Source organism: Mesorhizobium sp. WSM4829 (assembly GCF_055811475.1).
The window spans coordinates 161,146-173,953 of record NZ_JBVVQJ010000008.1; the positions used below are offsets into that span (position 1 = coordinate 161,146).

The following is a 12,808-nucleotide window of genomic DNA, read 5'->3' on the forward strand; positions in this document are numbered from 1 at the left end:
GCCGCTTTGGTCGCGGGCAAGCCCCTCAAGCAAAAAGGCCGGGCATCGTCCGGCCTTTTTGCTATTGAAAACAGATGTTTAGAACTTGACCTTAACCGAAGCTGAGCCGGCAAGGAGCAGATCGTCGTCATATGTGTAGGTGACGGCATTTGCCGTGTCGCCAACACCGGTGAAGGTCGACGACCCACTGGTCAGGACACCGATCGAGCCACCAAGTCTGACCTCGATCCTGTCGTTCGGCGAATAGGAGACGCCGCTGGCCACGGACCAGGTGTCCGACTGATAGCCGGAGGTCGTCGAGGTTCCACGATCCCAGGTCAGCGAAACCGCGGCCGACAACTGGTCGGTGAACTTGTGCGCTATGCCGCCCGAAACCGTCCAGCCGTCGCGATAGAGCAGGTCGAAGGAAACGGGCGAGTCTGGGGAGCCAGGTATGCCGCCGGTTATAGGGCTGCGGACACCTTGGATCGGAATTATGCCAAGCTTGCTCCATTCCTGCCAGCGGATAGAACCAAACGCCAGCCAGCCAGGCGCTATACCGCTCTGCAGCTTGAGTTCCACGGCCTGGGGTATTTCGGCCGAGGCGGACACAGGGAACACCCCCGTAGAGCCTGGAACAAGATCCGCCGGAGGGGTGCCCCTGAAACCGGTGGAGTCGACGGTTCCCGACAACTCGTCATATTTGTAGCGCGAAGAGTAGACCAGGCTTGCGCGCAAGGCGATTTCGGGAATTTCATAGGCGGCACCCACGCGCCAAGCCCATGCCTCATCGGAAAGCTGGAATTTGCCAAGGCCGGTATTGCCGAAGGCCAGCAAGGTCTGGCGCGACAGAAATGCATCGACCTCCTGGTAGGAGATCCCGCCAATGAACCGCAGGGCGCCCTTGCCGACATTCACCTTGTAGGAACAGGTAAGGCCGAAATCATTTGTTCTGACGTAGTATTCGACCGCTGATGGCGAATAGGCATTGTTCATTCCGAAGTCCGCCTCCGCGCCATACGGTTCCGTATAGGTCGCAAGGCAATCCACTGGTTCAAAAATGTTGGCCTTGATGCCGACGCGCGGCACCGCATAGTCGCCACCAACGTCCACTGACGAGGACGACAACGCAACCGGGGCTGGCGGAGAATCCAGGCGCCGCACATTCTTCAGTGTGCGCTGTGGCGAAACATAGGTGACGCCGGCGTCGAACGAATATGGCGCGGCATCGAACAACTGGTCGATGTTGACACCGCCCCGGTCGAAGCCGCCGGCGTTGGCAACGCCCGACATCAATAGCGAAAAGCACCCCGCCCCCAGCAGCGCTTTCAGACGCAAATTGTTCATGAATCTCCTCCCCTAGTACGAATGGACTAAGCTAGAACCAATTCGAGTTAACGGCGCAACAACGAATTCTCGATGCGTACATGTACGCCTTCGCCGACCGCATTTCAGACAAAGTGACAGATCCACAGCAAAGCCGGAAAACGGCTTGTTTGGCTGCAAATCGAGCAAAAACTCGGAAAAACGCACATGGAACGGCGCAAAAACCGCCCGTTTTGCGGCAACTGAGCCCATTGTTACATTATGGCAACAATGGGGCTAAAACATTCCGTTTACGTCAAGATTTACGCTGCGGAATGCCTATTTTTCGTGCAGGAAGCCGCCCGAAAAGCGCGTTCGCAGGACTCGCGAATCCTGAGCATCAGGCGTCCAACAAGCGGAAGCCGGTTGGCAAATCCGCTCCTCCGCCAATTCGGTTCTCAAATATCACAGATGGGTCAACCGGCTTCGCGCACGCGTGTCAGCGCCACCGAAAGCTTCTCTTGCGCCTCGCGATACTCGGCGAGTTTTTCGCGCTCGGCTTCGACGACATCTTCCGGCGCGTTGGCGACGAATTTGTCGTTGGACAGCTTCTTGTGCAGGCGGGCGATCTCTTCGGTCACCTTGACCAATTCCTTCTGCAGCCGCGCCGCCTCGGCGGCAAGGTCGATCAGGCTGCCGAGCGGCAGGCAGATGGTGGCCTCGTTGAGCACGATCTGGGCGGAGCCCTTGGGCGCCGTATCAACAAGCGAGATGTCGCCGACCCGCGCCAGTCGCTTGACGGCCGATGCCTGACGCTCAAGCCTTTCGCGGGTTGCGGTATTGGCGCCGATCACCATCAGCGGCGCGATCGCCGCCGGCGGCACGTTCATTTCCGAACGCACGGAGCGGATGCCTGAGACCAGGTCGATCAGCCAGTTGATGTCGGCGGCCGCTGCCTCGTCCTCGAAGTCGGGCGACGGCCACGCGGCATGGCAAAGCAGCGACGGCCGTTCCTTGCCCTCACCCGATGTCTCAGCCCACAGCTCTTCGGTCATGAACGGCATCATCGGATGCAGCAGCTTGTAGATCTCGTCGAGCACGAAGGCGACGCAAGCCCGGCTCTCGGCCTTGGCTGCCTCGTCCGCGCCCATGAAGACCGGCTTCAGCAGTTCCAGGTACCAGTCGCAGAACAGGTTCCAAACGAAGCGGTAGGCAGCAGTCGCAGCCTCGTTGAACCGGTATGAAGTGATGCCATCGGTGATTTCGCGCGCCGCGCGTGTCAGTTCGGTCAGGATCCAGCGGTTGACCGCCAGCTTGGCGTCGTTCAGCCAGAAATCGTCGTTTCTCGCGACGTCGTTCATCTCGGCAAAACGCGTCGCGTTCCACAGCTTGGTGCCAAAATTGCGGTAGCCGGCGATACGAGCCGGATCGAGCTTCACGTCACGCCCTTGCGCGGCCATCACCGTCAGCGTGAAGCGCAGTGCGTCGGCGCCATATTCGTCGATGAGATCGAGCGGGTCGATGACGTTGCCTTTCGACTTCGACATCTTCTGCCCGTTCTTGTCGCGCACCAGCGCATGGACATAGACGGTGTGGAACGGCTCCTCCCCCATGAAATGCAGGCCCATCATCATCATGCGAGCGACCCAGAAGAAGATGATGTCGAAGCCGGTTACCAGCACGTCGGTCTGGTAGTAGGTCTTCAGCTCCGGCGTCTGGTCCGGCCAGCCGAGCGTCGAGAACGGCCACAGCGCCGACGAGAACCATGTGTCGAGCACATCCTCGTCGCGGGTCAGGATCTCGCCCGGCTTGAAATTCTCGAGTTTGTCCTCGACCCAGGCCTTCCACGGCCCTTCCAGCGCCAGATAATATTCGATTGCGGCGGCGAGCGCCTCCTCCTCGGTCTTCTCGACGAAGATGCGGCCGTCCGGCCCGTACCAGGCCGGGATCTGGTGTCCCCACCAGAGCTGGCGCGAAATGCACCAGGGCTGGATGTTCTCCATCCAGTCGAAATAAGTCTTCTCCCAGTTTTTCGGCACGAACCTGGTGCGGCCCTCGCGCACCGAGGCGATCGCCGGCTTGGCGAGCTCCGCCGCGTTCGCATACCATTGTTCGGTCAGGAACGGTTCGATCGGCACGCCGCCGCGATCGCCATGCGGCACGGTATGGCGATGCGGCTCGACCTTTTCGAGGAAGCCGCCCGCCTCCATCAGCTCGACGATCTTCTTGCGCGCGACGAAACGATCGAGGCCGTTGAGCTCATCCCAGACGGCCTGACGCTCAGGAGTTACCTCCAGCCCGGCGAGAAAGTCGTCATTGTCGGTGAGCGCGAGCGCCGCCTCGACGGTGAGGATATTGATGGCCGGCAGCTTGTGGCGCCTGCCGACCTCAAAATCGTTGAAGTCGTGCGCCGGCGTGATCTTGACCGCGCCGCTGCCTTTCTCCGGATCGGAATATTGGTCCGCCACCACCGGGATCTTGCGGCCGACGATCGGCAGGACGAGGTTCCTGCCGAGCAGATGCCGAAAACGCTCGTCGTCGGGATGCACCGCCACCGCCGTATCGCCCAGCATCGTCTCGGGCCGCGTCGTTGCCACGATGATGAAGGTTTTTGGATTTTCCGGATCGAAGACCTCGCCCTCGACGGGATAACGGAAATGCCAGAGATTGCCGTTGACCTCCTGCTGTTCGACCTCGAGGTCGGAAATCGCGGTCAACAGTTTCGGGTCCCAGTTCACAAGGCGCTTGTCCTTGTAGATCAGGCCTTCCTTGTAGAGGGTGACAAACACTTCGAGCACCGCCCTGGACAGACCCTCGTCCATGGTGAAACGCTCTCGGCTCCAGTCGGCCGAGGCCCCCAGCCGCTTCAGCTGGTTGAAGATCGCGCCGCCGGATTCGGCCTTCCACTCCCAGACCTTCTCGACGAACTCATCGCGCGTCAGGTCGCGGCGGTGGATCTGCTTCTCCATAAGCTGGCGCTCGACCACCATCTGGGTGGCGATGCCGGCGTGGTCCATGCCGGGCTGCCACAGCACGTTCTTGCCGCGCATGCGCTCGAAGCGCACCAGAATGTCCTGCAGCGTGTTGTTGAGCGCATGGCCCATATGCAGCGAGCCGGTGACGTTCGGTGGCGGGATGACGATGGTGAAGGCTTCCGCGCCCTCCTCTGCGCCTGCGCCGGCACGAAACGCGTCGGCCTCCTCCCAGACTTTGGCGATCTTCGGCTCGACGATTTTTGCGTCGTAGGTTTTTTCGAGCATGGGAAGGCGTCCGGGCTGTCGGGTTTTTGCTGGTCCGGTTGTAAATCGGAAGGTTTTGGCCAAGTCAACCGCAAGCAAGCGGCAGACGGGCCATGCCAGCAAATAGCGCCTGGGCAGATCGGGGCAACTTGCAGAAGTGAGCGTCGCAGGGCAATCGCTTAGAGGTTTGCGCTGCCCCTCATTGCCCTGCCAGGCATTTTCTCCCCGTATAGTGACGGGGAGAAAGACACATCGCAAAAGATTTCGCCAATTTCCAGCGTTGCAGAAAGTGCGCCAAGGTTGCGGCCAGCCCTTCTCCCCGTCCCTATACGTCACTATACGGGGAGAAGATGCCGGCAGGCAGATGAGGGGCGGCGCCGACTTCGGCGATTTGCCGGTTACTGCGCGCCGCGCGCTACGCGTTCGATTTCTTCGCGTACCAGCCGCTCGACCAGCGTCGGCAGATTGTTGTCCAGCCAGTCCTGCAGCATGGGCCTCAGCATCTCCTCGGCCATCTCGTCGAAGGTTTTCTTGCTGCGGCTGGCGAACGCATCGGAAAGCTCGCCGAAGGCGGCGGCAACTTGCCGGCCGGTATGTTCGGAAAGGATCGCCGGACGAGCGGACAGTGCCTCGCTCGTCGCCGGGCGCGCCAACCCGCTTCGCGGCGGGGCCGGCTCGAAAGCAGGTTCGGCCGCGTCCTCGATAATTTCGGCCTTCGGTTCGGCATCCGGCGTCTGTCTCAGATCAGCCCTGTCTGGGGCCCTGTCCGGCCTCGCCAAGGTCTTCGCTTCGCTAATTGCGGCGATATCACGCCGCCACCCGGCAACGATACTGTCGGTCGTCTCCGCAACCCTTGCCGTCGCAGGCGCATTCGGCTCCGGCTTGGCGGCCGGGGTCGCTTCGGCCGCGACCCTGTCACCAGCAAGCGTCACGGGCGATTTGACCGGAGCCGAATCGGAACGCACCGGCGGCTCGACGCGCGCGATGACGGGCTCGACGGCCGACGGTTGCGCCTGCACCTCGGTCAGCGTGGCCGGCCTCCTGGCGTCGAATCCCGGACGCAACTCGGCGCGAAACGCGCCTGCCTCCGGCGGAGCCCCGCCTGCCGCCGGTGCCGGCACAGCTACCGCCGGTGCCGACACGGCTACCGACGTCAGATCCTGCAGCAGGTCGTCCGTATCGTCCGGCTGTTTGCGGCCGGTGTCGTTGTCCTCGATGATCCTCCTGATGGAAGCCAGTATCTCCTCCATGGAAGGTTCGCGCTGTACGCTGCTTGCCGTCGCCATCGTCACATCCGCCGCCCTTGTGACTCGTTGCAGATTTCCTGTCCGGCCCAAGCCGGATTCGAATCATGGCAACAGCGTAACCCACGGATCGCCTTACGAGAATCCCCAATCTGAGGGCATGTTGGATTTCAACAGATTAGAGCCCGCGCGACCTTTTGGACGCGCGGGCTCTAAATAGCTTGAAACTGGACGGAAGTTGAAACTGGTGAGGGGATCAGCGGCCGTCTGGCGTGCGCAGGCCGAACCACTTGTCCTTGACCGCATTGTAATGTTCTTCGGGCTTGTATTTCACTACCTGAAGGGCGAGACGCTCGACCGAAAGATGACCGATAGCCGACAGGATGGCATAGCTCGCCACCACCAGATCGCGTTCGGCGCTGGCCTGGTTGATCTTGGCGGTGATGAGCGTGGCCTGGGCGTTGAGGACGTCGAGCGTGGTGCGCTGGCCGACATTGCGCTCTTCGATGACGCCGCTCAGGGCAAGCTGTGCGGCGGCAATCACCTGCCTGTTGGCCACCACGGTTTGCTGGGCGGCGATATATTGCGTCCACGCCGAGGTCACGGCCTGCCGCACGGTGTCGCGGCTGACATCGACCTCGATCCGGGCCTGGCTGAGCGATTCCTTGTTCTGACGCACTATCGCCGACGTCCGCCCGCCCGAATAGATCGGTATGGTCAGCGTGGCACCGATGCTGGCCGAATTGGTTGTGCCGTCCTGCCCCGTATCGGCGGAGCCCGGAGCCGTTCTGCGATAGGCGCTGGAAACGCCGGCGGAAGCCGAAAGCTGCGGCAGCAGCGCGCCTTCGGCCGATTTCACCGAAAACGCCGCCGCGTCGACCAGGTGCTGGGTGGCGAGGATGGCCGGGTGCTCGATGGATGCAATCGCGATAGCCGCATCGAGGTTCGACGGCAACAGCTTCGCCAGCGGCGAAGCGGCCCTGAGCCTGCCTGGCTCGTCGCCGACGATCTGGCGATAGGTCGCAGCGCTCGCCAGCGCCTGCGCGCGGGCGGCCGCCAGTTCCGCCACAGCGGAGGAGCGCTCGGCATCGGCCTGCGCAACGTCGGTGCGGGTGCCTTCGCCGACCTCGAAGCGCGAACGCGCGGCGCGCGCCTGCTCGGTCAGGAACTGCAGGTTTTGCTCCGTCAGCACCGCCACTTGGCGGTCGCGAATCACGTCCATATAGGCGCTTGCCGCATTGAACAGGATGTTCTCTTCGGTGTTGCGCAGGCTCTCGAACGAGGCGCGGACCTGCGCTTCGGCGGCGGCGACGTTGTTCCTGGTCTGGAAGCCGTCGAACAGGGTCTGGTCGATCTGGACGCCGAAGTTGCCGGTGGTTAACGAAAGGTCTCGACCCGGCCCGCTACGGGGATCGAAATGGCTTCTGGAGAAGTCGATGTTCGCGGAACCGGTGATGGTCGGGCGCCAGCCGGACTTGGCGATGGCAACGCCCTCATCGGTGACGCGGACGCCGGCGCGGGCCGAATTGAGCTGGGAATTGTTCTGATAGGCTTTTGAAAGTGCACCGAGAATGGTTTCCGCCGAGGCGCCTAGCGGAGAAAGCGCGGTCGCCGAGAAGAGGACGGCGGCAAAAAGACTCTTTCGTAAAGACGGCACGTTATTCCCTCATTCGTTTTGCATGGGAACCACACCGCGCCGGCTTCCCCCATTCGAGCAGCCGGCGCCGTGTGTTTCAGGTTCCCTGCTGTCTGCCCCCAAAAGAACACCCCGGTTGTGCGGATCAGCAACAATTGTTCAAGCGCAAGCGAACATGACAACGGCTTTGCTGCAAGCCAAAATCACTCAGAACTCGAACGCACGAATACGATCGAATCCCGGTAGTGGCTTAATTGCCGCATTAAAGGCGCCTCTTCCGGTTACGACCCCCCCTGTTTTCAGGAACAATCGGGCCACGCCCGAATTCCCCTGCCCTTCGACGGCGACGAGCCGACCGCCTTCCGCAAGCTGGTCGAGCAACGGTTCCGGCACTTTCTCGACGCTGCCGCCGATGAAAATGACGGCGTAGGGTGCTCCCGCGCCATGCCCTTCCGGCAGCGGTCCGTTGACCACGCTGACATTGTCGCAGCCCAGCGCCGAAAGCGTCGACATCGCGGTCTCGGCCAATGCCGGATCGCTTTCCAGCGCAACGACGGACTTTGCCAGCCGCGACAGGATCGCCGCCGCATAGCCGGTGCCGCAGCCGACATCGAGCGCCGAATCGCCAGGGCCGATCTCGGCCAGTTGCATCAGCTTGGCCAGCGGCGAAGGCTCCATGAGATAGCGCGGGCCGTCCGCGGTATTGGCAATGCGGATGTCCTCGTCGATATAGGCCAGATCGCGCTGATCGGGGGCGACAAAGGCTTCGCGCGGCACGACAAGCATCGCCTCGAGCAGCGGCGCGCTGGTTACGTCGGTGGTGCGGACCTGGCCGTCGACCATTTTTACTCGACGTTCGGCAAAATCAGCGCTCATGTTCCAACCAATCCGCCCAAGACCAACCTGTTCAAGATCAATCCGCCCAAGATCGATCCGCTTTGCCGCGCCAGACCGCGGCTCATGTCGACCGGAACCCCCTGGCGCTGGTGCGCGGGAGCTTGGGCAACTGGAGGCCTCGCCCGGAATCGAACCGGGGTGCAAGGATTTGCAGTCCTCTGCGTAACCACTCCGCCACGAGGCCTCATTGCTCCCGGCGTTCCACCCGGTTCCAATAGGTTGCGGCGAAAATGCCGTCAAGCGGCCATGGTGCATTCCCGACGGTTTCCCCTCGGCCATGATGCCACGCGCCGAGCCAACGACACGCATGCTCCGAGAACCGGAGCGCAGCGGACGTCAGAGCGCTGCGCCACCAATTGGACGCGCGGCGCTGCAGGTATGCGGAGAAACGCCATCATCTGGCCGTCGGAGGAGAATTTCCAAACAAGGCTCTCAGCCAGTCCGGGCATTCAGCCAAGTGAGTCGAGCCGGAAAGACGCCTTCGCAGGGCTTGCCGGCTGCCGAAGTCGGTACAGCCGTCAGTTCGGGCGCCGCCGCCGTTCCCACCACACGACGAGCCGGCGCCGGTGGCGACGCACGACGGCAAACTCGTAGGAGAGCACCAGCAATCCGATCGGCACCATCCAGAAGCCCAGGATCGGCAGAAAGCCGAGAATGCCGCCGAAGATCAGCACGACGCCGATTGCAATCCTGAGGCCGCGCGAGCGCGGCATGGTGAACTCACGGCCGAAGACCGATATTTTCCGTGCCGGTGGGTGGTTGTGGCTTGCTGCGCTCATGTCTGATCAGTGGTCCGTTCGGGCAAACTAAAAGCACTAGCTGACGAAAGCCGCAACCGCCTTTTCGGTTCCGCGCACCCCGCCAGACGGCTCATATGAGGACGCGCGCACATGATTGCCAGAAATCGTGGCGCGAAAAAGCGCCGAAAAATACGAAATGCTTCTTTGCAAAGCCGAAACGGGTTTGCTATAGGCTGCGCCACTCACATGAGAGCCTCTGTTCCCCGGTAGCTCAGTGGTAGAGCAACCGGCTGTTAACCGGTTGGTCGCTGGTTCGAATCCGGCCCGGGGAGCCACCGCCCTTTCTACGCTAAGGCGCGAGATTGTGCGCAGACATGCGATTTTTTCTGCGCATCGATCCGATTCGTTCTCCTGGAATGGCTCGCAAAACGCAGAGATGCCGATCGAAGTCAGTGATAGCCTAGCGTAGCGCCCTCCCCTCGCCTAGGCCTGCAAGGCCCTCTTCGTAGATTCGGCGGCCACATCGTGAAAAGACCTACGGCCGGCGCGATTGCGCCGAAACGAGCCGCTACATAGATTCGGCCGGCGAAACCTTCCAGCTCGAGAACGGGAAGAATTGACCCTAAGGCGACCGCTGTCAGGCTGCCACTGGACGACAGCCTTGCGCCTCCTTTTGGACATTGCGAGAGATGCCCGGAAGGTCGCGTCAAACCCTTGCGTCGTTAACCTTAGCCGGGAAGCCGCTAACCAGTCGGGTGCACGCCGCGACAAATTTGTCGCTTGGCATGCGGCCATCCGCATCGCGCGAATACTCCGGCTTTAGCCGGTTAAGGAAAAACATTTCGAGCCTGCGCCCATGCTTGGTTTCGATGGCGCCTCACGGCTTTTCGGCCATCCTACTGGGGCAGCATTTGGCATATTGGAAGCGGTGTTTTGGCGCGAACGTCTTCACCAATAACGAGCCGCGCCGCCCCGAAATATGCGCGAGTCGAGCCGTGCCTGGCCTCAATGACAGAGCCATGAAGCGCGAGGGCGCAAGATAACTTGCCTTCAGCGCCGACATCGCGGTCGTCTGAAATCGCACTATCGCTCCAGCCCGTCGCCCAGTCGTCTAAACCCGCTGCAGTGCGATAGCGATCCCCTGCCCCACGCCAATGCACATCGTCGCCAAGGCGTATGTTTTCCCAAAGGCGGCGAGTTCGAGAGCTGCGGTTCCAGCTATCCTCGCGCCGCTCATGCCCAAAGGGTGCCCCAAGGCAATGGCGCCGCCGTTGGAATTCACTTGGCTTGCGTCCTCAGGGATCCCCAAGTCGCGAAGCACTGCGATGGCCTGGCTCCCGAAAGCCTCGTTGAGTTCGATCACCTCGAATTCCGCCGGTGCAATCCCAAGGCGAGCGCAGAGCTTCTTGGTGGCCGGTGCCGGCCCAAAGCCCATAATCCGAGGTGGCACGGCGGCGACCGCACCACCTAGTATGCGGGCAATCGCTGTAAGCCCGTAGCGCTTGGCCGCTGCCTCCGACGCGATGATGAGTGCCGCAGCGCCGTCGTTCACGCCTGAGGCGTTGCCAGCGGTGACGCTCCCTCCAGAGAACAGCGGCTTGAGCTTCGCCAGGGCTTCCATCGTGGTGCCGGCTCGAGGGTGCTCGTCCAGCTCGACGGGGATTGCGCCCCCCTTTTTCTGAGGGACCATTACGGGGACGATTTCCCGAGCAAGCCTGCCGCTCTTCTGCGCGGCGATGGCCTTGTCTTGGCTGCGCACCGCAAAGGCATCCTGCGCCTCGCGCGACACGCCAAAGTCCCGAGCGACGTTCTCACCGGTTTCCGGCATGGAATCCACGCCGTAGTGCTCCTTCATGCGCGGGTTGACAAAGCGCCAGCCGATGGTCGTGTCGTAGATCTCAGCATTGCGAGAGAAAGCCGTCTCGGCCTTGGGCAGCACGAACGGGGCTCGACTCATGGACTCGACGCCGCCGGCGATGACCAACTCCGCCTCACCGGACTTGACCGCGCGGGCTGCCGTGATCACAGCATCCATTCCGGAGCCACAGAGGCGATTGATTGTGGTGCCGGGGATGCTCACAGGCAGGCCGGCCAGAAGCGAGCTCATACGAGCAACGTTTCGGTTGTCCTCGCCAGCTTGGTTGGCACAACCGAAGATCACGTCGTCGACCGCGTCCCAATCGACACCTGAGTTCGCAGCGATCAGGGCCCTGAGAGGAACGGCACCCAAGTCGTCCGTGCGAACCGAGGACAGGACGCCCCCGAAGCGGCCGATGGGCGTGCGTTTGTAGGCGCAGATGAAAGCTTCGCTCATTCCTAGACCTCCGGAACAATTAAGTCACCGATCGTGCCGTCGACGAGAAGCTCGGCACCCGTTACCGCTTGCAGTACGTCGAGGCTGAGCTTGGGAAGCTTCTCGCGCAGCACGAAACGCTGGCTCTCGATGTCAACCACGGCAAGGCTGGTATAGACGCGGGTGACGCAGCCAACGCCGGTCAGCGGCAGGCCGCAGCGTTTGACCAACTTGGGGCGTCCGTCCTTCGTCACGTGGTCGGTGATCACAGCAACGCGCTTGGCGCCATGCACCAGATCCATGGCACCGCCCACGGCCGGCACGCCCTTAGGGCCCGTCGACCAATTGGCGAGGTCGCCATTTTCAGCTACTTCGTAGGCACCCAGGATGGCGACGTCGAGATGGCCCCCCCTGACCATGGCGAAGCTGTCGGCATGGTGGAAGAAAGCTGCGCCGGGCCGCAGCGTGATTGCCTTCTTGCCGGCGTTGATCAGATCCCAGTCTTCCTCGCCTTCCGGAGGACTTTTCCCAAAGTTGAGCACGCCGTTCTCAGTGTGAAAGATCGCTTGCCGGCCGGGTGGCTGGAACTTGGCCACCATCTCGGGGAATCCGATGCCCAGGTTGACATACGCGCCGTCACCAATGTCCTGAGCGGCCCGCCAGGCGATCTGTGCGTTGGTGAGTTTCTCGGTCATCCGTAGGCCACTCCTGCCCGCATAAGGGCCTCTTCCTGTTGGGCATCCGCGACTTCCACGATGCGGTTGACGAAAATGCCCGGGGTAACGATCTGCTCCGGATCGATCCCACCAGGCCGGACGATCTTTGAGGCCTGCACGACGGTCAGCCTGGCGGCGGCGGCCATTAGCGGCGAAAAGTTACGCGCCGCCTTGCGATAGGTGAGATTACCCATGGTGTCGGCCAGTTCGGCCTTGATCAGGGCCGCGTCCGACTTGAGCCAACGTTCCTGCACGTACATGCGACCATCAAACTCGGCGACAGGCTTCCCCTCCGCCAAATCGGTGCCGAAGCTGGTCGGCGTGTAAAAGGCCGGAATGCCCGCGCCGCCGGCACGGATACGCTCGGCCAACGTTCCCTGCGGCACGAGTTCGAGCCCGATCTGGCCAACACGATACTTCTCGGTGAATGCGCGCGGATCGGCCGAGCGAGGAAACGAGCAAACCATCTTTGCGACCATGCCGGCGTCGATCATTGCCGCGATGCCGATCCGCCCATTGCCGGCATTGTTGTTGATCACGATGAGTGCCTTGGGAGAGCCGGTGGCGCGAAATCGATCGATCAGGGCGTGGATGAGTTCGATCGGGGCACCTGAGCCGCCAAATCCACCAATCATCAGCGTCATCCCGTCTTCGATCCCGGCTACTGCTGTGGCGAGATCGGGAACCGTCTTATCCATAAAACCATCCTTCACGGCGAAGGCCGCTGCATCAATCGGGTGCACGGGCTGATGCCCGTGC

9 protein-coding genes and 2 tRNA genes are annotated in these 12,808 nt (G+C 62.0%); 1 reads left to right on the forward strand and 10 read right to left on the reverse strand.

Annotated features, from left to right (window positions below):
• Window positions 1-78: 78 nt before the first annotated feature.
• The 7 genes from AC0L17_RS10665 to AC0L17_RS10695 form a co-directional block, all read right to left on the reverse strand.
• Window positions 79-1,326: an OmpP1/FadL family transporter gene (locus AC0L17_RS10665; RefSeq protein ID WP_473515786.1), complete on the reverse strand. Its 1,248-nt coding sequence runs from the start codon at window positions 1,324-1,326 to the stop codon at window positions 79-81.
• 434 nt (window positions 1,327-1,760) lie between these two features.
• Window positions 1,761-4,544: a valine--tRNA ligase gene (locus AC0L17_RS10670; protein ID WP_473515787.1), complete on the reverse strand. Its 2,784-nt coding sequence runs from the start codon at window positions 4,542-4,544 to the stop codon at window positions 1,761-1,763.
• 377 nt (window positions 4,545-4,921) lie between these two features.
• A complete protein-coding gene (locus AC0L17_RS10675) occupies window positions 4,922-5,809 on the reverse strand; it encodes a PopZ family protein (RefSeq protein WP_473515788.1) in 888 nt (295 codons plus the stop codon).
• Window positions 5,810-6,023: 214 nt separating this feature from the next.
• Window positions 6,024-7,424, reverse strand: a complete 1,401-nt coding sequence (locus AC0L17_RS10680) for a TolC family outer membrane protein (protein ID WP_473515789.1) — start codon at window positions 7,422-7,424, stop codon at window positions 6,024-6,026.
• A gap of 186 nt (window positions 7,425-7,610) precedes the next feature.
• Window positions 7,611-8,279 carry a protein-L-isoaspartate O-methyltransferase family protein gene (locus AC0L17_RS10685; protein ID WP_473515790.1) on the reverse strand — a complete coding sequence of 223 codons (669 nt, stop codon included), beginning with the start codon at window positions 8,277-8,279 and terminating at the stop codon, window positions 7,611-7,613.
• A gap of 131 nt (window positions 8,280-8,410) precedes the next feature.
• A tRNA-Cys gene (locus tag AC0L17_RS10690) sits at window positions 8,411-8,484 on the reverse strand.
• 334 nt (window positions 8,485-8,818) lie between these two features.
• Window positions 8,819-9,079 carry a hypothetical protein gene (locus AC0L17_RS10695; RefSeq protein ID WP_023802589.1) on the reverse strand — a complete coding sequence of 87 codons (261 nt, stop codon included), beginning with the start codon at window positions 9,077-9,079 and terminating at the stop codon, window positions 8,819-8,821.
• A 221-nt stretch (window positions 9,080-9,300) separates the two neighbouring features.
• Between AC0L17_RS10695 and AC0L17_RS10700 the strand changes: the two genes are divergently transcribed.
• Window positions 9,301-9,375: transfer RNA gene (locus AC0L17_RS10700), tRNA-Asn, on the forward strand.
• A gap of 776 nt (window positions 9,376-10,151) precedes the next feature.
• Here AC0L17_RS10700 and pcaF read toward each other — a convergent pair.
• The 3 genes from pcaF to AC0L17_RS10715 are packed head-to-tail and all read right to left on the reverse strand — an operon-like array spanning window position 10,152 to window position 12,747.
• Entirely contained in the window at window positions 10,152-11,354 is a 1,203-nt protein-coding gene (gene pcaF / locus AC0L17_RS10705) for a 3-oxoadipyl-CoA thiolase (RefSeq protein WP_473515791.1), read from the reverse strand.
• 2 nt (window positions 11,355-11,356) lie between these two features.
• Window positions 11,357-12,028 carry a 3-oxoacid CoA-transferase subunit B gene (locus AC0L17_RS10710; RefSeq protein ID WP_473515792.1) on the reverse strand — a complete coding sequence of 224 codons (672 nt, stop codon included), beginning with the start codon at window positions 12,026-12,028 and terminating at the stop codon, window positions 11,357-11,359.
• Window positions 12,025-12,747 carry a 3-oxoacid CoA-transferase subunit A gene (locus AC0L17_RS10715; RefSeq protein ID WP_473515829.1) on the reverse strand — a complete coding sequence of 241 codons (723 nt, stop codon included), beginning with the start codon at window positions 12,745-12,747 and terminating at the stop codon, window positions 12,025-12,027. The genes AC0L17_RS10710 and AC0L17_RS10715 overlap by 4 nt, the downstream gene beginning before the upstream one ends.
• Between the last annotated feature and the right edge of the window lie 61 nt (window positions 12,748-12,808).

What these genes read in the sequence shown, in the direction of transcription:
- AC0L17_RS10665 (WP_473515786.1), bottom strand. Translation starts at nt 1,326, where the DNA reads ATGAACAATTTGCGTCTGAAAGCGCTGCTGGGGGCGGGGTGCTTTTCG.
- AC0L17_RS10670 (WP_473515787.1), bottom strand. Translation starts at nt 4,544, where the DNA reads ATGCTCGAAAAAACCTACGACGCAAAAATCGTCGAGCCGAAGATCGCC.
- AC0L17_RS10675 (WP_473515788.1), bottom strand. Translation starts at nt 5,809, where the DNA reads ATGGCGACGGCAAGCAGCGTACAGCGCGAACCTTCCATGGAGGAGATA.
- AC0L17_RS10685 (WP_473515790.1), bottom strand. Translation starts at nt 8,279, where the DNA reads ATGAGCGCTGATTTTGCCGAACGTCGAGTAAAAATGGTCGACGGCCAG.
- AC0L17_RS10695 (WP_023802589.1), bottom strand. Translation starts at nt 9,079, where the DNA reads ATGAGCGCAGCAAGCCACAACCACCCACCGGCACGGAAAATATCGGTC.
- pcaF (WP_473515791.1), bottom strand. Translation starts at nt 11,354, where the DNA reads ATGAGCGAAGCTTTCATCTGCGCCTACAAACGCACGCCCATCGGCCGC.
- AC0L17_RS10710 (WP_473515792.1), bottom strand. Translation starts at nt 12,028, where the DNA reads ATGACCGAGAAACTCACCAACGCACAGATCGCCTGGCGGGCCGCTCAG.
- AC0L17_RS10715 (WP_473515829.1), bottom strand. Translation starts at nt 12,747, where the DNA reads ATGGATAAGACGGTTCCCGATCTCGCCACAGCAGTAGCCGGGATCGAA.